Here is a 23,138-nt window from a genome sequence, read left to right as displayed (position 1 = left end):
AGTAATCGTGCCAAGCCCGGCAAATGCCGGGCATTCACCCCTCCGCTTCTTCCTTCAGCATCTCCAGTTCCAGCCACTGTTCCTCGGCCGCATCCTTTTCGCCGGTCAGCTTGGTGATTTCGGCTGAGAGCTTGGCGAAGCGGTCGGGGTTTTTGGTGTAGAGCGCGGGGTCGGCCATCTCGGTCTGGAGTTTTTCCAGCTTCTTCGTCAGGGTCTCGATGGTGCCCGGCAGGGTTTTCAGCAGGTGGAGCTGGCTGAAGGACAGTCTTGTCTTCGCGGGAGCCTTGGCTGCGGGAGCCGGATCGGCGGCACGGGCCGCCTTGGCCTGCTGCTTCTCGGCAACCTTGCGGGCGGTGACGCCCTCGCCGCGCTGGGCCACCATGTCGGAATAGCCGCCGGCGTATTCCTGCCACTTGCCTTCCCCCTCTGACACGATGACCGAGGTCGCCACCCGGTCCAGGAAGTCACGGTCGTGGCTGACGAGCAGGACCGTGCCGTCATAGTCGCCAAGCAGTTCCTGAAGCAGGTCCAGTGTTTCCAGGTCAAGGTCGTTGGTCGGTTCGTCCAGCACCATGATGTTGGACGGGCTGGCCAGCGCGCGGGCCAGCATCGCACGGGCCCGCTCGCCACCAGAGAGCACGCCGACGGGTGTTCTTGCCTGTTCGGGGGCGAACAGGAAGTCCTTCATATAGGCGATCACGTGCTTGGTCTCGGTGCCGAGCACCACGGTGTCGCCGCGCCCGCCGGTGAGGACATTCGACAGCGTTTCGTCCGGATTGAGCTTCTCGCGCTTCTGGTCGAGCGTCACCATCTGCAGGTTGGTGCCGAGCCGGATGCTGCCCGTATCAGGAGCGAGTTCGCCGGTCAGCATCTTCAGCAGTGTCGTCTTGCCGGCACCATTGGCGCCGATGAAACCGACACGGTCGCCGCGCTGGATCCGGGTGGAGAAATTGGCGACGATGGTCCGCTCGCCATAGGTCTTGGAGGCGGACTTGGCCTCGACAACCAGCTTGCCCGAGGTCTCTCCCTCGGTGACGGTCAGCTTGGCAGAGCCTTGCGGTCCCCGGTGATTACGGGCCTTGTCGCGCAGATCGGACAGTTCGCGCACCCGGCGCATGTTGCGCTTGCGCCGGGCGGTGACGCCATAACGCATCCAGTGTTCCTCGCGCTTGATCTGCTGCGCGAGTTTCTGCTGGTCGCGTTCCTCCTGCTCGAACACCTCGTCCCGCCAGGCCTCGAAATGCTCGAAGCCCCGGTCCATGCGCCGGGTGGTGCCCCGGTCGACCCAGATGGTGGCACGGGAGAGATTTTCCAGGAACCGCCGGTCATGCGAGATCAGCACGATGGCTGACTTCAGCCCCTTCAATTCGCTTTCCAGCCATTCGATGGCCGGCAGGTCGAGATGGTTGGTTGGTTCGTCCAGCAGAAGGATGTCCGGTTCAGGGGCAAGCGCGCGGGCCAGCGCCGCGCGGCGTGCCTCGCCACCGGACAGGCTTCTGGGATCCTCCTTGCCGGTGAGACCCAGGACTTCCAGCAGATAAGGCGCGCGATAGGGATCATCGCCGGGCGCAAGCCCGTCGTTCACATAATCCAGGATGGTGGCATAGGCGGACAGGTCGGGCTCCTGCGGCAGATAGCGCAAGGTGCGGCCGGGCTGCAGGAAGAACTCGCCCTGATCGGCCTCGATGAGGCCGGCAGCAATCTTCAGCAGGGTCGACTTGCCGGACCCGTTGCGGCCGACGAGACAGAGCCGGTCCCCTTCCGAAACACTGAGGTCAGCTCCTGTCAGAAGCGGGGTCGAGCCGAAGGTGAGGTGAATGTCACGCAGGATCAGAAGCGGAGGAGCCATGGAATTCCGGTGCTAGAAGGCGGAGACGGGCAAGGCCGTGCTGTTGCCGCGAGAGGAACGCCATCTTGAGCCCCGTTGCAAGAGGCACGCGATTGCGCTGGAATGTTTTTGTCTTTTTTAGGCGATGCCGTCACGGCCTGGGCCCTGTGGACAACGGTTGAGTCCTTGGTGCCGGTGCGGGAAGCCTGCAAATCCAGATTGAAAGATGGTTGTCCAGGTGAAGTCGGGGGTGAATATAATTTCCTGAATGAACTGTTAACCGGATGAAATTCGCTTATTCATCGCAGAACGCGGAAAGCGCCGTTGCGGTACGGTTGATCTCGAAACGGTCACGTGGAATCGTCGGCACCCTACCGGTACAGGTAGCCTTCAATTGCGAAGAGGGGAGATAAAACATGTTCAAATCAGCCCGGATGTCCATTCTGGCGACGGCCCTCATGGCCGCTACATCGATGAGCGCCATGGCCGAGGTGGTCTACCACCGCGGTAATTCTGGTGATCCCGAGACCCTGGATCAGCACAAGACCTCGACGGTTGTCGAAGCCCATATCCTGCGCGACCTTTACGAAGGTCTCGTGGCCTATTCCGCCGGTGGCGAGATCATCCCCGGCGTTGCCGAGAGCTGGTCGACCTCTGCCGACGGCAAGACCCTGACCTTCAAGCTGCGCCAGAACGCCAAGTGGTCGAACGGTGATCCGGTCGTTGCCGGCGACTTCGTGTTCTCGCTGCAGCGGATCATGAACCCGGAGACTGGCGCGAAATACGCCAACATCCTCTACCCGATCCTGAACGCTGAGGAAGTCAACAAAGGCACCGCCAAGCCGGAAGAGCTGGGCGTGAAGGCTGTCGACGACCTCACCCTTGAGATCACCCTGAAGGCTCCCACGCCCTACTTCGTCGATCTTCTGGCCCACCAGACCGGCCTGCCGGTCCATCCGGCGACCGTGCAGAAGCACGGCACCGACTTCGTCAAGCCGGAGTTCTTCGTCAGCAATGGCCCGTTCGTGCTGAAGGAGTTCGTCCCGAACTCCCACATCAAGGCGGTCAAGAACCCGAACTTCCATGACGCTGCCAACGTCAAGATCGACACGGTGATGTTCCACCCGACCGAAGACCGTGGCGCTGCGCTGCGCCGCTTCCAGGCCGGTGAACTGCACTCCAACGATGACATCCCGACCGAGCAGGTTGACTTCATCCGCAAGGAACTGGGCGACCAGTTCAAGGTTGCCCCGTATCTCGGCACCTACTATTTCGCCGTCAACATGAAGAACGAGTCGCTGGCCAAGAAGGAGGTCCGTCAGGCTCTCTCCATGGCTGTTGATCGCGACTTCCTCGCCGAGGAAATCTGGGGTGGCACCATGGTGTCGGCCTACTCCCTGGTTCCTCCGGGCATCAACAACTACGGTGAGCCGGCGTTCGCGTCCTACAAGGACATGTCGCAGATCGACCGCGAGGAAAAGGCTGCCGAGCTGCTGAAGGCTGCAGGCTACGGCCCGGACAAGCCGCTGAAGATCGAGATCCGCTACAACACCTCGGAAAACCACAAGAACACGTCGGTCGCCCTGGCTGACATGTGGAAGCCGCTTGGTGTTGAAGTGACACTGCTCAACACGGACCTGAAGACCCACTATGCGCATCTGCGTGACAAGGGGGCCTTCGATCTCGCCCGTGCCGGCTGGATCGGCGACTACTCCGACCCGCAGAACTTCCTGTTCCTCGTTGAATCCGACAATGACGGCTTCAACTACGCGAACTATGCCAACCCGGACTATGACAAGCTGATGGATGAGGCGGCCGCAACGACCGACCTTGAAAAGCGCGCCGAAATCCTGAAGCAGGCCGAGACCATGTTCATGGACGACCTGCCGTTCATCCCGATGCTCTACTACGCATCGAAGAACCTGGTGTCCCCGAAGCTCAAGGGCTTTGAGACCAACCTGCAGGACGTGCATCCGACCCGCTTCATGAGCATTTCGGAATAAGGCACTCGTCAGGAGCCGGTCGCGATGGTAAATGCGCGGCCGGCTTTTCTGCGGACATGAAATGCGCAGGCCATGGATGCCGCGCGCACCGGTCTTGCCGTCGCTGACGGGATCGGACCGCAGCCGAGCTTTGAGCTGAACAAGAAAACTTTAAGGGCAGGGCCATGTTGCGCTACGTGCTGGAAAGGCTGCTCGGGGCAATCCCGACGCTGTTCCTGATCGTTACCATTTCCTTCTTCCTGATCCGCATTGCGCCGGGTGGCCCGTTCGATCTTGAGCGGCCGTTGGAAGCCAAGGTGATGGAAAACCTCAACCGGATCTATCATCTCGATGAGCCGCTCTGGCAGCAGTATCTCATCTACCTGAAGAGCGTGGCGCAGCTCGACTTCGGCCCGAGCTTCTATTTCCGCGATTTCTCCATCAACGAATTGTTCGCAGCCAGCCTGCCGATCTCCATCCAGCTCGGCCTGACGGCCCTCGCGCTTGCGCTGGTCGTTGGCGGAATTCTGGGCGTCGTCGCGGCCCTGCGCCAGAACCATGGCACTGACTATGCGGTGATGGCAGCAGCAACACTCGGCGTCACGGTGCCGAACTTCGTGGTTGCCCCGGTGCTGACCCTGATCCTCGGCGTCTGGCTCGGCTGGTTGCCGGTTGGTGGCTGGAATGGCGGGGCCATCGTCAACACGATCCTTCCCGTCGTCACTCTGGCTCTGCCGCAGATTGCCGTCGTGGCGCGGCTGACGCGTGGCTCGATGATCGAAGCGCTGCGCTCCAATCATGTGCGCACGGCCCGTGCCTATGGTCTGTCGTCTTATACGGTGATTGTTGTCCACGCATTGCGCGGGGCGATCTTGCCGGTTGTCTCCTACCTCGGGCCTGCTGCGGCGGCGCTGCTGACCGGGTCGGTGGTGGTTGAAACCATCTTCGGCATTCCGGGGATCGGGCGGTACTTCGTACAGGGCGCCCTTAACCGCGACTACACGCTGGTGATGGGCACCGTCGTGGTCGTTGCCTGTTTCGTGATCCTGTTCAACCTGATCGTGGACCTGCTCTATGCGGTCCTTGATCCGCGTGTTCGCTTTGATTGAGGAGAAAGCGTGATGAGTGTCTCCTCCGCTGAATTGATTGCAGAGCCGGTAAAGGGGCGGTCCCTGTGGGATGATGCCCGCGACCGTCTGCTCAAAAACCGCGCCGCAGTCGCCAGCATGATCGTGCTGACGCTGATTACCCTGATCTCGATTGTCGGGCCCTGGCTGTCGCCGCATGGCTATGACCAGGTCTATCGGGACTACGTCAAGGTTCCCGCGAGCCTGACGGCCTATCCGTTGCCGGAGCAAGTCGAGCCGGCCTTCCTGTCCGCGCTCAAACGGGCCCGCCTGACCACGGAAGGCTTTGAGCAGGAGGGCGACACCGTCTCGGTCCGCGTCTCGTCCAACCGCGAGATCGATCCGCGTTCGGTGCAGTATGTCGACCGCAGCGACCTGTTCAAGAACGCAAGGCTTGAGGATTTTGCCGAGGACAAGAAGTCGGCAGTCATCAAGGCGGATATCCGGCATCTCCACTTCTATTTCGGCACGGACGCCAATGGCCGTGATCTGATGACCCGCACGTTCATCGCGGGCCGCGTATCGCTGACCATCGGCTTGCTTGCCACCTTCGTCGCGATTTCCATCGGTGTGATCTATGGCGCAGCCTCTGGCTATCTCGGCGGGCGGATCGACCAGGTGATGATGCGCGTCGTCGACGTGCTTTATTCGCTGCCCTTCATCTTCTTCGTCATCATGCTGGTGGTGTTCTTTGGCCGCAACTTCGTGCTGATGTTCATCGCGGTCGGTGCGGTGGAATGGCTCGACATGGCGCGCATCGTGCGCGGCCAGACGCTGACCATCAAGCGGCAGGAATATGTCCAGGCGGCGGAAGCCATGGGCGTTTCGAACGGCGGCATCCTGCGCCGGCACGTCATCCCGAACACGCTGGGCCCTGTCGTTGTCTACATGACACTCCTGGTACCGAAGGTGATCCTGCTGGAGAGCTTCCTGTCGTTCCTGGGCCTTGGCGTGCAGGAGCCGATGACCAGTTGGGGCGTGCTGATTTCCGAAGGCGCGCGCAACCTGCAAGGCTCGGTCTGGATGCTCGTGTTCCCGTCGATCTTCCTGACCTCGACACTGTTCGCCTTGAACTTCATCGGCGACGGGCTGCGCGACGCTCTTGATCCGAAGGACCGCTGAGGGACATGGACATGACCACAACACGCGAAACGGTCCTGAAGATCGAGGACCTGAAGGTCGACTTCACCACCAACTCCGGCGCCGTCAATGCGGTGCGCGGTGTCAACATCCACGTGGAAGCCGGCGAGACCGTTGCCATCGTTGGGGAAAGTGGCTCTGGCAAGAGCCAGACCATGATGGCCGCAATGGGCCTGCTGGCCTCCAATGGCAAGACGGCCGGCAAAGTGATCTATGGCGGCGAGAACATTCTCGGCCTGCCGATTTCGCGGCTCAACACGATCCGCGGCAAGAAGATCACCATGATCTTCCAGGAGCCGATGACGTCGCTCGATCCGCTCTACACCATTGGAAGGCAGCTCGCCGAGCCCATGGTCGAACATGGCGGGCTGAGCTGGGCGGCGGCGAAGGAGCGGGCGCTGGACCTCTTGAAGCTCGTCAATATTCCGGAGCCTGAACGCAAGCTGAAGTCCTATCCGTATGAACTCTCGGGCGGCCAGCGCCAGCGTGTCATGATCGCCATGGCGCTGTCGAACAATCCTGATGTTCTGATCGCGGATGAGCCGACCACGGCGCTGGATGTGACAACGCAGGCGCAGATCCTCGAACTGCTTGCCGATCTGCAGAAGCGTCTCGGCATGTCGGTCGTGTTCATCACGCATGATCTTGGTATCGTTCGCCGCATCGCGGACCGCGTCTATGTCATGCGTCAGGGCGAGGTGGTGGAAGAGGGCGAAACAGCGAAGATCTTCGCTGCGCCGTCGCACCCCTATACCAAGATGCTGCTGGACGCCGAGCCCGAGGGGCACAAGCCCGCCGTGGCAGACAGCCAGCCGGCGGTGATCGAGGGGCAGAAGGTCCGCGTCGAGTTTGCGCTCGGCGGCGGGCTTCTGGCTAAGCCCTTCATCCTCACCGCCGTCAACGACGTCTCGCTCGTGTTGCGCGAAGGCCAGACGCTCGGCATCGTCGGTGAAAGCGGCTCCGGCAAGTCGACGCTCGGCCGCGCGCTGCTGGGGCTTCTGCCAGCTGAAGGCCGCGTGATGTTCAAGGGGCAGCAGATCAGCGGCAAGAGCCGGTCTGAACTGCGGGGCCTGCGCAAGCACATGCAACTGGTGTTCCAGGATCCGTTCGGCTCGCTGAGCCCGCGCATGACCGTCGGCCAGATCATCACCGAGGGGCTTCTGGTGCACGAACCTTCGCTGGGCTGGGCCGAGCGGGACCGCCGGGCCTGTCTGGCGCTGGAGGAAGTGTCGCTGGATCCTGGCATGCGCAACCGCTATCCGCACGAGTTCTCGGGCGGCCAGCGCCAGCGCATTGCCATCGCCCGCGCCATGGTTCTCAAGCCTGAGCTGATGGTGCTGGATGAACCGACTTCGGCTCTGGATCGCACGATCCAGAAGCAGATCGTCACGCTGCTGCGCGACCTGCAGGCCGCCCATGGCCTGACCTATCTGTTCATCAGCCATGACCTTGCCGTCGTGCGTGCAATGGCTGACACGGTCATGGTGATGCAGCATGGCAAGGTGGTGGAAGCCGGCCCGACGGAGGCGATTTTCGAGGCGCCGCGTGAGGACTACACGCGCAAGCTGATCGCCGCGGCCATGCTGGAAACGCTGGCGGCCTGATCCGTTTGCCCAAGCGCTGGTGCAAGACATTGACGGGGCGATCCGATGGATCGCCCCGCTTTCCATTCCGTGTCTGCCGAGCTGTGTTCAGGCTGCCTGTCTTGCGTCAGGATGGGGCAGCAGTGGACCGAGGAGGCATCGGTGCAAAAGCCTCGGCCTGCTCCCCGCCAAACACTTTGTGATAGATCGCCGGAGCGAAGGCCTGGATGTTGCTCATGATGTGCTCCCGCATCCGCTGACGGCACAAGGCCGGATCGCCGGCCTCAAGCGCCTCGATGACGAGCCGGTGCGGATCCGGCCGCAACTCGCGCCAGATTTCCGGCCCCAGGCGCCCGGAAATCGTGTAGCGATGCAGTTGCAGAAGAATGCGGCTCAGCAAGGGCATCAGGTTCGGCATGTCCGCCTGCTCGAACAGTCGCAGGTGAAAGGCCCTGTCCAGCAGCACGAGATTATAAAGATCACCTGTTGCCTGGACAGCCTTGTATTCCGCAGCCGACTGGGTGAGGAACTGGCGCACATCGGGATCTAGGCGAAGGGCGGCCCGTTCGATCGCGGCGCATTCCAGTTCCAGCCGCAGCCGGACAAATGCCTCGGCTTCGGCCTCCGACAGCTGGGTGACGTAGGTTCCGTGATAGCCCTTGCGGTCGACGAGACCATCTTGTTCGAGGCGCAGCAAGGCTTCGCGCACGGTGCCTTGCGCGCAGGAGTAATCCTGCGCAATCGCCTGCTCGGTCAGGATGCTTGCGCCGGTCAACTCGCCAAGCACCATCTTGCGCTTCAGGTCGCAGTAGACGTGATTGCTCTTGCGGCCCCCTTCAGCCGCATGCAGTGCATGTAGCGTGGTCAGGATGATTGGAGATGCCGCTTCGCTCATGCAGCCCCCCTGTCAGCCACATCTGGCAAGACTATTAAGCGGCATTGCACGTGAGGGCGCGCTGATATCTGGACCAATTTGTCCGATCCCCCTTCAGGCAGTATGTTTGCGAACCACAAATCAAACAGCAAAAATAAATAAGAGCACCACTATAGACAGGTCCAGCATCCTGCTACCGCATTTGACCGGAGCAAGGCGGTAACATCTTCGCGAGTTGAGCCCTGATCTACAGGCCGGAGCGTTCAATCACGCCGAGCCAGTTGCGCCAGGCGATGCGGGCAATCAGGTCGTCGCCATATCCGGCCTGCCGGAAGGCATCCAGCAGGGCGGGCAGACCACCAACATCGCCAATCGCGCGCGGAACGACACAGCCATCAAAGTCAGATCCGAGCCCGACATGATCTTCGCCAAGCCGGCTGATCAGATGGTCAGCGTGGCGAACGATGGTCTCTAGCGGCGTATCTGCATTGTGCCGTCCGTCCTCGCGAAGGAAGGCGACATGGAAATTGATCCCGACAAGCCCCTTGCTTTCTGCGATGGCGTCGAGCTGACGGTCTGTCAGGTTGCGGGCGCTCGGGCAGATGGCGTGGGCGTTGGAATGCGAGGCGATTAGCGGTCGGTCGCTGAGCCTTGCCACGTCCCAGAAGCCCTTTTCGGTGATATGCGACAGGTCGATCAGCAGGCCCATGCGATTGCAGCGGCGCACCAGGTCCCGGCCAAGATCGGTCAGGCCGTCGCCGGTGTCAGGTGACGAGGGAAACGCCATCGGGACCCCGTCACTGAAGATATTGCGCCGGCTCCAGACCGGTCCGATTGACCTCAGTCCGGCCGCATGCAGCACGTCCAGTGCAGCGAAGTCCGGGTCAATCGCCTCCGCTCCCTCGATGTGCAGCACCATCGCCAGCTGCCCTGCGGTCATTGCGTCCTTGATGTCCCTTGAACTGCGGCAAATCCGGACGGCCCCCGGGGCCTGCTGCTCGAGCCGGAATGCGCGGGACATCATGCGCAGAGTGTAGTCAAGGGCTTCGGGCTGGGACAGGCGGCCGAAGTGGCGCGGATCCGAGTTGGGGAGTGCCCGGATTTCAGATTGCGAGCGTACCGAGGGCACGAACATTGCAAACAGTCCGCCGGCAAATCCGCCTTTGCGGGCCCGGGGCAGGTCAATGTGGTCTTCTTTGCTCTCTTCGATAAAAGAACGGGCGCGGCCGTCCTGCTCGCGCATTTCCAGCTTCAGCAAGGTGTCATTGTGACCATCGAACACGGGAACAAGCGGCTGGGAAATCGGCGAATCACTCACGAAGCAGTCTTTCGGCTGGGCAGGGGCAGGGCGGGGTCGGAAACTGAGGGTTGCCGTCGCCCTATAAGACACTGGCGGTTCAGGGCTGGCAAGCCGTAGCCGGGGCGGCGAGCGAGCGCTTTCGGAGAGAAGTGCAGCACAAATGTGACGGATCCGCTTCTCTCGCGCGGTTTTGATCGGGCAAAGCCGATGGCCCATTGCCTTTTGCTCGTGTCGCGGCGCAAAAGGGGCATTATTGCTTGCCTGCTGATTTTCCGAAGGTGATGTGAATGGCAGTTGATCATGCTGATGACGAGACCCCGATTGCAGACCTGGGCCTGAGCCGACGGGGATTTCTGGGTGGTGCATCCCTGTTGCTGGCCAGCGCGCTCGCCGGCTGCCAGTCTGTCAGTCTTCCAACTACGGTCGGCTTGCCTGGCCAGCCGCCGTTGCCGGATGAAAAATTCGACTACGCCCTGGCCTATGCCGGCCGCAAGGATGGCGAGTTCGAGATCCCGGCCATCAAGTACCAGAACTTCGACCGCAAGTTCTGGCGACAGGTCGTGCATTATCCAAATGACCTTGATCCCGGCTCGATCATCGTCGATCCGCACAATCACTTCCTCTACTGGACGCTTGGCCGCGACAAGGCGCTGCGCTACGGCATTGGCGTCGGCAAGGCCGGTTTCGCCTGGGCCGGCGTTGCCGTGATCCGGATGAAGCAGGAATGGCCGCGCTGGTTCCCGCCGAAGGAAATGATCGCGCGCCGTCCTGAGCTGAAGAAATACGACAAGGAACCGATGGAGGGCGGGCCGAAGAACCCGCTAGGCGCCCGCGCGCTCTACCTCTGGCAGGGCAATGTCGACACGCTGTACCGCATCCATGGCACATACGAGCCGGACAGCATCGGCCGCAGCGTTTCCAGTGGCTGCATTCGCATGTGGCAGCAGGACGTCATGGATCTGTACCAGCGCGTGCCGATGAAGACACATGTCTTCGTCATCGGACCGGACGGCAGCATTCCCAAAGCCCCGCCGAGGCCGCAGGATCCGGTGCTGACGATCCCGAATTGATCGGCGTTATCGTTGAGGAAAAGGCCCTGCGTTGCAGGGCCTCAGACTGCTGACAAACCCTCTATCGTCATCCCGGGCGCAGCGGAGCGGAGACCCGGGACCGGAGAGCCAAGGTCTCTCTTAGGGTAACTCATTGAAAGATAGAGGCCCCGGCTCTCCGGTCCCGGCTCGGCGCTTCGCTTGGCCGGGATGACTTCGGTGAGCTCGAGGTTTGTCATCAAGCTCAGGCCCTGCATTGCAGGGCCTTTTTGATTTCAGGAGAACAACACGGCCGGTTCAGGCGCCGATCACTGGGGTGAGCGCAACATCGGTCAGGATTGCGGCGAAGTGGCAGATGGCGGCGGCGAGGACAAAGGTGTGCCAGATGGCGTTCTGGAACGGCAGAGACTTCCAGGCGTAGAACGCAGTGCCGGCGGAATAGAGCGCGCCGCCGGCCACAAGCAGCCAGAACCCGGCCGGTGAGGCGTTCTCGATCAGCGGCTGGTAGGCAAAGACGATCACCCAGCCAAGCGCGAGGCAGATCGGCACGGTGAACTTGTCGAAGCGCTTCAACTGGATCAACTTGAGGGTCGCCCCCGCGAGTGCCCCGGCCCAGACCACGCCGAGCACGATGGCCCCCGCCCATCCGCCGATGACCATGGCCGCAAAGGGCGTGTAGGTGCCAGCAATCATCAGGAAGATCGCCGCGTGGTCCAGCCGCCGGAACAGGCTGGCGTGGTCGTTCTTGGCCAGCATGTTGTAAAGCGCCGAGCAGATGAGCATGGCCATCAGGCAGGCCGTGTAGATGGAAATGCTGGCGATACGGCCGGCGCCGGCATCGGGTATGACCAGCGACAGCAGGATGATGGTGGCCGCCAATCCAAGCGTGATGCCGATGATGTGAACTGTGGTGTCTGCGATGTATTCGGCTCTTGTCTGCGCGCGCATGCGGGCTCCCCTGAATTTAGCCGCAGATTACCGTTGACGTAATCGGAAAGGCAACCGTGCTTGGCATGACATTTCGGAGGATCGTAAAGGCGCAGGGTAGATGTCCTTGTCTCCGGTCGGTATGGCAACGGGCATGCAGTGGAAAAGCCGCCTTTCCTGTGGTGAATCACTCAGGGACCAGGCCCATGGTTGCCATGGGGTTTTGACCTTGTCCCCGAATCGCGGGACTGTCCCGCCGTGGTATTCCGGCGCGCGACACCCGTTGCCCCGGGCCGTTTCCGGCACTACAGGAGACGGGCAGGGCACCGGCTACGGGATATGGAATGACGGTCAGCATCGATATTGGCGAAATGACGGGCGGTGCCCGGGCCCTGATGGATCTTGAGGAGCTTCTGGCAACCCGGTTGCTGGTTCAGGGCAACTCCGGCTCTGGCAAGTCGCATCTGCTGCGTCGCCTGCTGGAACAGTCCGCCGGCTGGGTGCAGCAGGCGATCATTGATCCGGAGGGTGATTTTGTCAGTCTGGCCGACAAGTTCGGTCATGTGGTGGTGGATGCCGTCGGCACCGAGCGCGATCTGCAGATGATCGCGGCCCGGGTGCGACAGCACCGCGTGTCGGTCATTCTCAATCTCGAAGGGCTCGACGCCGACCGGCAGATGAAGGCTGCCGCCACTTTTCTGGACGGGCTGTTCGATGCCGATCGGGATCAGTGGTATCCGATGCTGGTCGTGGTGGACGAGGCGCAACTGTTTGCGCCAGCCGCTGCCGGCGAAGTCTCTGAAGAAGCCCGGCGCCGCTCGTTGACGGCCATGACCAACCTGATGTGCCGTGGACGCAAGCGGGGACTTGCTGGCATCATTGCGACCCAGCGCCTGGCCAAGCTGGCCAAGAATGTGGCGGCGGAAGCCTCCAACTTCCTGATGGGGCGTACGTTTCTCGACATTGACATGGCCCGCGCCGCGGATCTTCTCGGCATGGAGCGGCGTCAGGCGGAGGCGTTCCGCAATCTGGACCGCGGGCATTTCGTAGCGCTTGGGCCAGCCATGTCCCGCCGTCCGATCCCTGTGAAGATCGGTCCGGTGGAAACAATGGGGCGCGGCGGCGGGCCGAAGCTGACCCCTTTGCCGGAACAGCCGGCCGAGGACGCCAAGGATCTCATTTTTACCCCGACGGCAGACGAAGCAATCCGCATCCGGACCCGTGCGCCGGAGCCTGTATCGACGGCGGAAATCCTCAGCCAGTTGTCGGCCGCCGGGCGCAGCGAGGCCGCCCGCAACAGCGCGCCAGCCCAGCCGGACGAGCCGCCGGTCGATTTTTCTGCGCGGGAAGCGGCCGTCGAGGAGATCATGACCGCGATCCTGGCCGAGCCTGACGCGGCGTTCCTGCCGGTTGCGACATTGTACCAGGATTTCCAGGTGCGTTGCCGCATTGCCAAGGTGCCGGGCGGGGTTCCGGACCTCGCCTATTTCCGAGAAAAGCTCTCGGTTGCCCGCGCCGGTGTCGATGCAGGGGAGGTGGACACTGGCGACTGGGAACGCGCCGGCCTGATCGCGGCGGAATTGCCGGAAGACATGCGCGGTGTCTATCTGCTGCTGGCCAAGGCCGCGCTTGCCAAGGCGCCGTGCCCGCCCAATGCCGAGATCGCCAAGGCCTATGGCACCCGCTCACCCGGCCGCGCCCGCTGGCTTCTGGCCCATATGGAAGAGCGCGGCTTCCTCGTCTGCGCAACCGACATGCGCGGCAACCGGATCGTCACCTTGAGCGATCTTGGCTGGCAGACGGCACCGGGTGACGCGGAGGCCGCTGCCTGACCGGGGATGCGAAAAGGGCGCCACAAGGGCGCCCTTCTGCATTCGATTGAGGGCGGATGTCAGGCCGCGCGGACTTGCGACAGGAAGGTCGCGATGGTGGACTGCAAACTATGCGCCTGACGCGACACGTCCTGCGAAACCGAGAGGACATCGCCGGCCGACTGGCTGGTTTCCTGTGCCGACTGCATGACGTTGCCGACGTTTTCGCTCATGTCGGTGGTACAGCTGGCAGCCTTCTGGACGTTGTAGGTGATCTCCCGAGTCGCTTCGCCCTGCTGTGAGATCGCATCGGCAATGGTCGCGGTGAACTGGTTGACCTCGTTCATGGTGGAGGCGATTTCCTGGATCGACGTCACGGCCTCGCGAGTTGAGGTCTGGATGCCGCCGATCTGGTTGGAAATTTCCTCCGTCGCCTTGGCCGTCTGGTTGGCCAGTTCCTTCACTTCAGCCGCAACCACCGCAAATCCGCGACCGGCTTCACCGGCGCGGGCGGCTTCGATTGTCGCGTTGAGGGCCAGAAGATTGGTCTGCTCGGCAATGGCCTGAATGAGGCTCACCACTTCGCCGATCTTCTGCGCGGCCGTGTCGAGGCTGCCAACGCGCTCGTTCGAGGTTGCAGCTGCCCGGGTGGCGACGCTGACGACGCCCTTGGTCTGGTCGACCTGGCGGCTGATTTCGGCGATGGACGCCGACAGTTCCTCGGCGGCTGATGCAACGGTTTGCACGCTGATCTGCGTCGTCTCGGAGGACGAGGCGACCGAGGACACCTTGCCGGAAGTTGCCTGGGCGATGGCATTGAGCGATCCGGCGGTGCGTTCCATGCGCTCGGTGTTGCCGGCAACCTGGCTCAGCGCCTGCTGCACATCGGCCTCGAAGGTTGAGATCATCGTTTCGATGGTCTTCTGCCGCTCCAGACGGGCCAACTGCGCCTGCTCGCTCTCGCCCTGCAGTTTCTGGCGTTCGATTGCGTTTTCGACAAACACGCCGAGGGCGCCGGCCATCTGGCCGATCTCATCCTTGCGTTCGGTATGGGTCACGGCGCTGGTGACATCGCCGGCGGCAAGCTGGCGCATCCGGCCGGTCAACTGCAGGATCGGTCCGGCAATGGTGTTGCCGAGGAACCACATCAGGCCGGTACCAAGGGCGACAATGGCGGCCGCGATCAACATGGCAATGTTGCGGGTGCGGTCGGCAACGGCGGTCAGCTCGCCTTCGTCAACGGTCAAGACGACGAACCACTTCTGGTCCGTGTTGACGAGTTGCACAGGGCGCATGGCTTCAACCACGCCATTGTTGGTCGAGAGGCTGAGGTCGCCCGTGACTGCCTTCAGCTGGTTCACGAGCGAAGCATCTGCGGTCTTGCCCAAGAGGCTTGAGTCCGGGTGCGAAACCCAGATGCCATTGCCGCTGAGCAGGCCGAGGTAGCCGGTCTCGTAAGGATCCGTGGCTGCAATCTGTTTCTGCAGCAGGCTGAGCGACACATCGACTGTTGTTCCGCCGACGGCCTTGCCGCTGGCATCAAGGATTGGGGAGGCGGCGGTGGCCATCAGCACGTCAACGCCATCCACCGGATAAAGATAGGGCTCGGTGACCGTATCGCGCTTCAGCTGTTTCGGCTTGTCGTACCATTCCTCGGAACCGCTATCGCCGCCAAACATCAGCGGATCAAAGGCGACGCTGCTGCCCTTTTGATAGAAATAGGGAATGAAGCGGCCATTCGGGTCATTGAACCCGGTGCCCTTGTTGTCCGCATCAAGGCCGCCGACATCCGGTTCGAGAACCGCGCCGGCACCGACGAACTGCTTGTTCTGCGAAGCCACCTGTTGCATCACCGCGCCATAGGCATTGCGGTCCGTAATGCCGGACTGGACCAGTCCCTCCAGCGCATCGGCAGCACTCCGGGCGGTGAGTTGGGCTTCCGCAACGGTCTTGCTGACTTCAGTGGCAATCGCGAGCGTGACATCCGCAACCTGCTTGCGGCCTGCATCCTCTGCAGCATTGCGCATCATCATGGATACGACGGTAAGGAGAATGATGAATCCAATCAGGAAGATTGCACTCGCTGACAGGAAGATTCGATTGCGCAAAGACATGAATTCACTCCGGGGAGAGAGCGGGGCATTTTCCTCATAGTTAGAGTGTTCTTGTAAAGTAAACCTTACCATAGCTCCGGTTTGATCTATGCAAACGGGAGAAAAGCCATCGCTACTTTAGCCAGTTCTGGATCTGGTCGCTTCGGAATGCGTGTAATCGAGCGCTCTGGTAACTTTCAGTTGGCGCGTCGCATCCGCGTAACCCGTTGATCCGACTTGGCTGTGGACGGAAATTCCGGGTCTGCCAGCAGAAAACGAAGCTGAGCCAGCTCAAGTTCCAGCCCCTCGATGGTTCGGCTGAGAACGCTGTCCAGATAGCTTCCGGCGGGCGCATTGGAGCGGATGCGGTTGGCCTGGTTGAGTGTCGCGCGCAAATAGCGTGCAATGTCCTCGACCTCGAAACGGGTGACGCTGATCTCGTTCGGCTGCATGGCTTCTGCCTCATGAAGTTCTTGCTTTGTTCTATATCCGAGAGTCGCCTTCCAGGCAAGGGGGGGCAGATGTGCGATGGGGTGGTGCACGTGTCACAGACGCCGGCTGCATAAGCACTTGCGCGTAGGAAGGCTATTGGTTACATACGTAACCAATCAATCGGCCGTGGAGGGGTCACGATCATGGGCGTGAATGAACTTCAATACATGCCGGGTTTCGGCAATGATTTCGAGACTGAGGCCCTGCCGGGCGCGCTGCCGCAGGGCATGAACAGCCCGCAGAAGTGCAATTATGGCCTTTATGGCGAGCAGCTGTCGGGCACGGCCTTTACCGCGCCGAGCCACCAGAATGAACGCACCTGGTGCTACCGCATCCGTCCCTCGGTAAAACACACCGGCCGGTTCCGCAAGATCGACATGCCTTACTGGAAGTCAGCGCCCAATGTTGACCCGGATGTGGTTTCGCTCGGCCAGTACCGCTGGGATCCGGTGCCGCACACCGGCGAGGACCTGACCTGGATCACCGGCATGCGCACCATGACGACCGCCGGCGATGTAAACACCCAGGTGGGCATGGCGAGCCACGTCTATCTCGTCACCAAGTCGATGCAGGATGCCTATTTCTTCTCTGCCGACAGCGAGTTGCTGGTGGTGCCGCAGGAAGGCAAGCTGCGCTTCTGCACCGAACTGGGCGTGATCGATCTGGAGCCAAAGGAAATCGCCGTCATTCCGCGCGGTCTCATCTACCGGGTCGAGGTGCTGGAAGGTCCGGCGCGCGGTTTCGTCTGCGAGAATTACGGCCAGAAGTTCGAGCTACCGGGGCGTGGTCCGATCGGCGCCAACTGCATGGCCAACCGCCGCGACTTCAAGACGCCTGTTGCCTGGTACGAGGACCGCGAAGCGCCCTCGACCGTCACCGTCAAATGGTGCGGCCAGTTCCACACCTGCGACATCGGCCATTCGCCGCTCGACGTGGTTGCCTGGCATGGCAATTACGCGCCGGTGAAGTATGACCTCAGGACCTATTGCCCGGTCGGGGCGATCCTGTTCGATCATCCCGATCCGTCGATCTTCACCGTTTTGACGGCGCCGTCGGGCGTGCCGGGTACGGCCAATATCGATTTCGTGCTGTTCCGCGAGCGCTGGATGGTCGCCGAGAACACCTTCCGTCCGCCGTGGTACCACCGGAATATCATGTCCGAGCTGATGGGCAACATCTACGGCCAGTATGATGCCAAGCCGCAGGGCTTTGTCCCCGGTGGCATGAGCCTGCACAACATGATGCTGCCGCATGGCCCGGACCGCGATGCCTTTGAGCATGCCTCCAATATGGAGCTGAAGCCGCAGAAACTGGATGAGACCATGTCCTTCATGTTCGAGACCCGTTTCCCGCAGCATCTGACCCAGTTTGCGGCCAAGGAAGCGCCCTTGCAGGACGACTATGTCGACTGCTGGGATGGTCTTGAAAAGAAATTTGACGGCACCCCCGGCGTGAAGTGAGCGCCAGTGCCTGCCTAGGTAAAGATTGACGGTGACGGCCGGACACGGGAAGCGCTAGCCTTCAACCTGTGTCCGGTGACCCAGCTGGCGCCCGCTTGCGGCGTCTGACAAAGACAAGACCGAGGGAGAATCCATGAAACTCGCCACGCTCAAGGACGGCAGCCGCGACGGCAGGCTGGTGGTTGTGAACAAGAGCCTGACCCGCTGCACGGAGGCGTCCCATATCGCCCCGACGCTGCAGGCGGCGCTGGATAACTGGGCAGCGGTCGCGCCGAAGCTGGCAGTTCTGGCCGAAAGCCTGGAGCACGATGCCGTGCCCTCCATGCGGTTTCACGAGCACAATGCCCATTCGCCGCTGCCGCGCGCCTTCCAGTGGGCGGATGGTTCGGCCTATGTCAATCACGTGGAACTGGTGCGCAAGGCACGCGGCGCTGAACTGCCCGAGAGCTTCTGGACCGATCCTCTGATGTACCAGGGCGGCTCGGACAGTTTCCTCAGCCCGCGCGATCCGGTCGTGATGGCCGACGAGGCCTATGGCATCGACATGGAAGGCGAGGTTGCCGTGATCGTCGATGACGTGCCGATGGGCGCGACCGTCGATCAGGCCCGCGCCGCCATCCGGCTTGTCATGCTGGTCAATGACGTGTCGCTGCGCGGTCTGATTCCGGCGGAACTCGCCAAGGGGTTCGGCTTCTTCCAGTCCAAGCCCTCCTCGGCCTTCTCGCCGGTTGCCGTCACGCCGGAAGAACTGGGCGAGGCCTGGGATGGTGGCAAGGTGCATCTGCCGCTGCGCGTCGATGTCAATGGCAAGCCATTTGGCCGGGCAAATGCGGGTGTCGACATGACCTTCGATTTCCCGACGCTGGTGGCACACGCCGCCAAGACGCGGCCTTTGACAGCCGGCTCGATCATCGGTTCGGGCACGGTTTCCAACAAGCTGGACGGCGGCGCCGGCAAGCCTGTCGCCGAGGGCGGCGTCGGATATTCTTGCATTGCGGAAATCCGCATGATTGAGACTATCCGTGATGGCGCCCCCAAGACCCCCTTCCTTCAGTTCGGTGACACTGTGCGCATCGAGATGCTGGATCGTGACGGCCACTCCGTGTTCGGTGCCATCGAACAACGGATCGAGAGACATGCTTAAGGCTGGTTTGATTGCCCTTGGATTGCTCCTGCCCACGGCGGCGCTTGCTGCCGATGCCCTGGCTCCGGTGCGCGAAGTGATGAGCGCAACGGAAGCCAACTGGCGGGAGGGAGCCAGCGAGTTCCAGGATGTTTTTGCGGAGGAACGGCTCGTCCGTCTCTTCAGCAAGGATTTCGTCGAGCGCTACCGCAAGGCGGCGAACACGGAATATGCCAAGGAGTCCGGTTCGCCCTTCAGCTATGACGTCATCGTCAATGGCCAGGATGGCTGTGCCTTGCGCAACATCACCATCACCCCGGGCCCTGCCAAGGGCGGGGCCACCGAGGTGCAGGCGAAGTTCCAGAACCTGACCTGCTTTGGCGACGACCAGGAATACCAAGCCTACACTGAAACCCGCTTCAAGGTGATCAGCGAGGGCGGCAAGCCCGTCATCGATGACATCATCACGATGATGGATGGCAGTGCCCTGTCGATCAAGTCCGAGTTGGACGCTCTCGCGGCCCAGTAGGGCTCGCAAGAGGACAGTGTCGCCGCTCTGCTGGCGGGCCTGAACGCGCCGGTCGCCGGTGCGATCGCTACCTTGCTGCCTGGCCCTGCGGTCCGGCAGTCAGCTTACTTATCCGGCCCGCAGTTTGCTGTGGGCATGCAGGGACTGAGGGAGGACCGTGATGTCCAAGCAATTCGCATCCGCCGGCGACATGGCCGAAAAGAAGATTTCTTTCACGGAGATCGGCCGCGACCTGTGGGCCTTTACGGCCGAAGGTGATCCCAACTCCGGCGTCATCATCGGGGATGACAGCGTCATGATCATCGAGGCGCAGGCCACGCCGCGGCTCGCCAACAAGGTGATCGAGAAAGTCCGTGAAGTCACCGACAAGCCGATCTCGCATCTGGTTCTGACGCACTACCACGCCGTGCGCGTCCTCGGTGCATCCGCCTACAATGCGCCCACCATCATCATGGGCGATGCCGCCCGTGGCATGGTCGAGGAGCGTGGCCAGGAAGACTGGGACAGCGAGTTCGGCCGCTTCCCGCGCCTGTTCCAGGGCCATGAGTCCATCCCGGGCCTGACCTATCCGACCACGACCTTCTCCGAGCGCATGACCGTCTATCTTGGCAAGCGCCGCGTCGACCTGATGCATCTGGGCCGGGCCCATACGGCCGGTGACATCGTCGCCTGGGTGCCGGACGAGGAGGTCATGTTCACCGGTGACATCGTCGAATATCACTCGGCCTGCTACTGCGGCGACGGTCACTTCAATGACTGGGGCGACACGCTCGACATGATCCGCTCCTTCGATCCGCGCGCCATCGCGCCGGGTCGCGGCGATGCCCTGATCGGCCATGACATGGTTGAGGCTGCGATTGCCAGCACCCGCGACTTCGTCGAAAGCACCTATCGTCCGGTCGCCCGCGTCGTGGCACGCGGTGGCAGCCTGAAGGAAGCCTGGGACGCGGTGCGTGCCGAATGCGACCCGAAGTTCAAGGACTTCGCCATCTACGAGCACTGCCTGCCGTTCAACGTTGCCCGCGCCTATGACGAAGCGCGCGGCATCGACACGCCGCGCATCTGGACCGCCGAGCGTGATCGCGAGATGTGGGCCAAGCTGCAGGGCTGATCGATCAGGGCCGCCGGGTAAGTCTCGTGCGGCCCTTTCTTTGAAGTCAGCCGACTACGGGATCATCCGTACTTGCGCCTATTTGGTTGCAAATGTAACTAATTCATCGTTCATCAGGAGGAGAGATGACGAAAATCTTCGAAACGCCGCTGTATCCATATGTGCGCAGCAGCGACCAGGATGCGGCCCAGCCGGTGCGGCACACGGTGGTGATCATTGGCGCAGGTCCTGTGGGCCTGGCGGCGGCGATTGATCTGGCCCAGCAGGACGTGCCCGTCCTGGTGGTGGACGACAATGACAAGGTGAGTTTCGGCTCCCGCGCCATCTGCTTTGCCAAGCGTCCGCTGGAAATCCTCGACCGCCTAGGCTGTGGCCAGCCGATGGTCGACAAGGGCGTCCTGTGGAACCTCGGCAAGGTGTTCTTTGACGAACGCCAGGTCTATGGCTTCAACCTCTTGCCGGAGGATGGCCATAAGCGCCCGGCTTTCATCAACCTGCAGCAGTATTATTTCGAGCTCTATCTGGTCGAGCGTGTCCGCGCGCTGCAGGCCGAAGGCAAGGCGATCGAGATCCGTGGCGGCAACAAGGTCGTGTCGGTCGATCCGCGCGCGGACCATGTCGGCCTCACCATTGACACCGCAGATGGTCCCTACCGGATCGAGGCGGACTGGCTGATCGCCTGCGACGGGGCCAATTCGCCCGTGCGCCGTATGATGGGCCTCGATTTCGTCGGCCGCGTGTTCGAGGACAACTTCCTCATCGCCGACGTCAAGATGACGGCGGACTTCCCGACCGAACGCTGGTTCTGGTTCGACCCGCCGTTCAACCGCAACCAGTCGGCGCTCTTGCACAAGCAGCCGGATGATGTCTGGCGCATTGATCTCCAACTCGGCTGGAACATCGACAAGGAAGCCGAAAAGCAGCCGGAGCGGGTCATTCCGCGTCTCAAGGCGATGCTCGGCGAGGACGTCGAGTTCGAGCTGGAGTGGGTGTCGATCTACACCTTCCAGTGCCGCCGGATGGAAAAGTTCCGCCATGGCCGCGTCCTGTTTGCGGGCGACAGCGCGCACCAGGTCTCGCCCTTCGGCGCACGCGGAGCAAACTCGGGCTTGCAGGATGCCGACAACCTGGTCTGGAAGCTGAAGCTGGTCATCGACGGCAAGGCGGGAGACGCGCTGCTCGACAGCTATGACGACGAGCGTATCTATGGCGCCGACGAGAACATTCTGAACTCCTCGCGCTCGACCGACTTCATCACGCCGAAGTCGGACATCAGCCGCATCTTCCGCGATGCGGTTCTCGATCTCTCCGAGAAATTTGAGTTTGCCCGGCCCTTCGTCAACTCCGGTCGCCTGTCCGTGCCCTGCACCTATGACGGCTCGCCGCTTAATGGTCCGGATGCCTCCGGCCTGCCGGCGCGCACAAGGCCTGGCTCGCCGGCCGCCGATGCCCCGCTCGGAGACGGGTGGCTGATGGACAAGCTCGGCAACCGCTTCCAGCTTGTCGGGATCAACAGTCCCGTTCCGGCGCAACTGGATGTCGACGGCATCCTGGTCGAGAGCGTGTCTCTGGAAACAGCTGCCGACCCGAGCGGTGCCCTGTCCGCCCGTTACCTCGGTTCAGCCGATGGCGCCGTCTATCTGATGCGCCCGGACCAGCATGTTGCTGCCCGCTGGACATCCTTTGATGAAGCGGCTGTGCGCAAGGCGCTGGCAACCGCGCTGGCGCGCCACTGAAGCGAAGGGCAGGACCATGACCAAGCTGACCACGACCACCAACATCACCGGCGCGGATGATTTCTACGCCGAACTTCTTGCCGCCCATGAGGGGCTCACCAAGGCGGACAGCGATGCCCTCAATGCCCGCCTGATCCTGATCCTTGCCAACCACATCGGCGATCGCGCGGTTCTGACCGAAGCGCTTGCTGCGGCGGCGGGTGCCGGCGTGGATCGCAAACAGTCGGCATGAAGCCGGACACCTCTGGAGGAGGACCTGACATGAAAATCGAACAGATCCATCACGTTGCCTATCGGTGCAAGGACGCCAAGGAAACCGTGGAATGGTATGTGAAGAACCTGAACATGGATTTTGTTCTGGCCATCGCCGAGGACCATGTTCCCTCCACCCATGAGCCGGATCCCTACATGCATGTGTTCCTGGATGCAGGAAACGGCAACGTGCTCGCGTTCTTCGAACTGCCGACCAAGCCGGAGATGAGCCGGGACCTCAACACGCCGGTCTGGGTGCAGCACATCGCCTTCAAGGTGAAAGACCGGGAAACGCTGGTCGCTTTCAAGGACCAGTTGGAAAAGAACGGCATCCCGGTGCTCGGTGTCACCGACCACTCCATCTTCCATTCGATCTACTTCTTTGATCCGAATGGCCACCGCGTCGAGTTGGCCTGTCCGGATCCGGAAGAGGATGCGCTGCTGAAGAAGCTCGACAGCGTCAAGTGGGACATGCTGGAGGAATGGTCGAAGACCAAGCGCGCTCCGAAGCATGCGGCCTGGCTGCATCAGAAGGAACTGTCCGGCGTTTGATACCGCCAGGTGGCGCCTTTCTGAAGGCCGATTTCAGTCTGCATTCCGGGCCCTGCGGGGCCCGGATTTATTTCGCCTCCGCAAAACTGCCGAGCCTGCAAGGAAATCTGCTGCCGGAGGAGGAAGCAAAGCCCTTGCCGGGATTTGGTTTTTCTAATGAGCCAGAGTC

The 23,138-nt window shown here is 61.9% G+C and carries 19 protein-coding genes; 13 read left to right on the top strand and 6 right to left on the bottom strand.

Translation table 11 applies throughout. The features are described from left to right. Positions 1-34 precede the first annotated feature (34 nt). Positions 35-1,849 carry an ABC-F family ATP-binding cassette domain-containing protein gene (locus tag ACTIFE_RS09060; protein ID WP_439528828.1) on the bottom strand — a complete coding sequence of 605 codons (1,815 nt, stop codon included), beginning with the start codon at positions 1,847-1,849 and terminating at the stop codon, positions 35-37. A 395-nt stretch (positions 1,850-2,244) separates the two neighbouring features. On the opposite strand from ACTIFE_RS09060, the gene ACTIFE_RS09055 reads away from it, so the two are divergent. The 4 genes from ACTIFE_RS09055 to ACTIFE_RS09040 all read left to right on the top strand — a co-directional run bounded on the left by ACTIFE_RS09055 (position 2,245) and on the right by ACTIFE_RS09040 (position 7,681). Then, positions 2,245-3,831 (top strand): peptide ABC transporter substrate-binding protein, encoded by a 1,587-nt coding sequence (locus tag ACTIFE_RS09055; RefSeq protein ID WP_439528827.1) that lies wholly within the window; start codon positions 2,245-2,247, stop codon positions 3,829-3,831. Positions 3,832-3,995: 164 nt separating this feature from the next. Next, the gene (gene oppB, locus ACTIFE_RS09050) at positions 3,996-4,919 is read left to right on the top strand and encodes an oligopeptide ABC transporter permease OppB (protein WP_439528826.1); all 924 of its coding nucleotides are present in this window, start codon (positions 3,996-3,998) and stop codon (positions 4,917-4,919) included. Between the two features lie 12 nt (positions 4,920-4,931). Continuing rightward, positions 4,932-6,059, top strand: a complete 1,128-nt coding sequence (locus tag ACTIFE_RS09045; RefSeq protein ID WP_439528825.1) for an ABC transporter permease subunit — start codon at positions 4,932-4,934, stop codon at positions 6,057-6,059. 11 nt (positions 6,060-6,070) lie between these two features. Further along, positions 6,071-7,681, top strand: a complete 1,611-nt coding sequence (locus tag ACTIFE_RS09040; protein WP_439528824.1) for an ABC transporter ATP-binding protein — start codon at positions 6,071-6,073, stop codon at positions 7,679-7,681. A 106-nt stretch (positions 7,682-7,787) separates the two neighbouring features. Here the strand turns inward: ACTIFE_RS09040 and ACTIFE_RS09035 are convergent, their stop codons facing one another. Both ACTIFE_RS09035 and ACTIFE_RS09030 read right to left on the bottom strand, forming a co-directional pair. After that, a complete protein-coding gene (locus tag ACTIFE_RS09035) occupies positions 7,788-8,555 on the bottom strand; it encodes a GntR family transcriptional regulator (protein ID WP_439528823.1) in 768 nt (255 codons plus the stop codon). A gap of 226 nt (positions 8,556-8,781) precedes the next feature. Continuing rightward, positions 8,782-9,852 carry a dipeptidase gene (locus ACTIFE_RS09030; RefSeq protein ID WP_439528822.1) on the bottom strand — a complete coding sequence of 357 codons (1,071 nt, stop codon included), beginning with the start codon at positions 9,850-9,852 and terminating at the stop codon, positions 8,782-8,784. A gap of 269 nt (positions 9,853-10,121) precedes the next feature. Here ACTIFE_RS09030 and ACTIFE_RS09025 point away from each other — a divergent pair, with 269 nt between their 5' ends. Then, entirely contained in the window at positions 10,122-10,904 is a 783-nt protein-coding gene (locus ACTIFE_RS09025; protein WP_439528821.1) for a L,D-transpeptidase, read from the top strand. Between the two features lie 276 nt (positions 10,905-11,180). Here ACTIFE_RS09025 and trhA read toward each other — a convergent pair whose 3' ends face one another. Continuing rightward, positions 11,181-11,831: a PAQR family membrane homeostasis protein TrhA gene (gene trhA / locus ACTIFE_RS09020; RefSeq protein ID WP_439528820.1), complete on the bottom strand. Its 651-nt coding sequence runs from the start codon at positions 11,829-11,831 to the stop codon at positions 11,181-11,183. A 323-nt stretch (positions 11,832-12,154) separates the two neighbouring features. Between trhA and ACTIFE_RS09015 the strand changes: the two genes are divergently transcribed. Further along, positions 12,155-13,642: a helicase HerA domain-containing protein gene (locus tag ACTIFE_RS09015; RefSeq protein ID WP_439528819.1), complete on the top strand. Its 1,488-nt coding sequence runs from the start codon at positions 12,155-12,157 to the stop codon at positions 13,640-13,642. Between the two features lie 59 nt (positions 13,643-13,701). On the opposite strand, the gene ACTIFE_RS09010 is transcribed toward ACTIFE_RS09015, so the two are convergent. Together ACTIFE_RS09010 and ACTIFE_RS09005 are read right to left on the bottom strand one after the other, a co-directional pair. Next, entirely contained in the window at positions 13,702-15,735 is a 2,034-nt protein-coding gene (locus tag ACTIFE_RS09010; protein WP_439528818.1) for a methyl-accepting chemotaxis protein, read from the bottom strand. A gap of 176 nt (positions 15,736-15,911) precedes the next feature. Further along, the gene (locus ACTIFE_RS09005) at positions 15,912-16,166 is read right to left on the bottom strand and encodes a hypothetical protein (RefSeq protein WP_439528817.1); all 255 of its coding nucleotides are present in this window, start codon (positions 16,164-16,166) and stop codon (positions 15,912-15,914) included. 183 nt (positions 16,167-16,349) lie between these two features. On the opposite strand from ACTIFE_RS09005, the gene hmgA reads away from it, so the two are divergent. From hmgA to ACTIFE_RS08970, 7 genes are all read left to right on the top strand, one after another. Further along, on the top strand, positions 16,350-17,666 hold the full coding sequence (gene hmgA / locus ACTIFE_RS09000) for a homogentisate 1,2-dioxygenase (RefSeq protein ID WP_439528816.1): 1,317 nt from the start codon (positions 16,350-16,352) through the stop codon (positions 17,664-17,666). Between the two features lie 133 nt (positions 17,667-17,799). Beyond that, a complete protein-coding gene (locus tag ACTIFE_RS08995) occupies positions 17,800-18,810 on the top strand; it encodes a fumarylacetoacetate hydrolase family protein (protein ID WP_439528815.1) in 1,011 nt (336 codons plus the stop codon). After that, positions 18,803-19,318: a hypothetical protein gene (locus tag ACTIFE_RS08990; protein ID WP_439528814.1), complete on the top strand. Its 516-nt coding sequence runs from the start codon at positions 18,803-18,805 to the stop codon at positions 19,316-19,318. The genes ACTIFE_RS08995 and ACTIFE_RS08990 overlap by 8 nt, the downstream gene beginning before the upstream one ends. A 160-nt stretch (positions 19,319-19,478) precedes the next feature. Next, positions 19,479-20,429 carry an MBL fold metallo-hydrolase gene (locus ACTIFE_RS08985; RefSeq protein WP_106751863.1) on the top strand — a complete coding sequence of 317 codons (951 nt, stop codon included), beginning with the start codon at positions 19,479-19,481 and terminating at the stop codon, positions 20,427-20,429. A 125-nt stretch (positions 20,430-20,554) separates the two neighbouring features. After that, positions 20,555-22,165 carry an FAD-dependent oxidoreductase gene (locus tag ACTIFE_RS08980; protein WP_439528813.1) on the top strand — a complete coding sequence of 537 codons (1,611 nt, stop codon included), beginning with the start codon at positions 20,555-20,557 and terminating at the stop codon, positions 22,163-22,165. A 16-nt stretch (positions 22,166-22,181) separates the two neighbouring features. Next, positions 22,182-22,397 carry a DUF2783 domain-containing protein gene (locus tag ACTIFE_RS08975; protein WP_439528812.1) on the top strand — a complete coding sequence of 72 codons (216 nt, stop codon included), beginning with the start codon at positions 22,182-22,184 and terminating at the stop codon, positions 22,395-22,397. 29 nt (positions 22,398-22,426) lie between these two features. Continuing rightward, on the top strand, positions 22,427-22,969 hold the full coding sequence (locus ACTIFE_RS08970; protein WP_439528811.1) for a VOC family protein: 543 nt from the start codon (positions 22,427-22,429) through the stop codon (positions 22,967-22,969). The last annotated feature ends 169 nt before the right edge of the window (positions 22,970-23,138 follow it).

It is taken from the genome of Pannonibacter sp. (genome assembly GCF_051860505.1).
Lineage (GTDB): Bacteria > Pseudomonadota > Alphaproteobacteria > Rhizobiales > Stappiaceae > Pannonibacter.
Note: the sequence above shows the minus strand (reverse complement) of the source record. Positions and strands in the feature narration are given on the sequence as shown.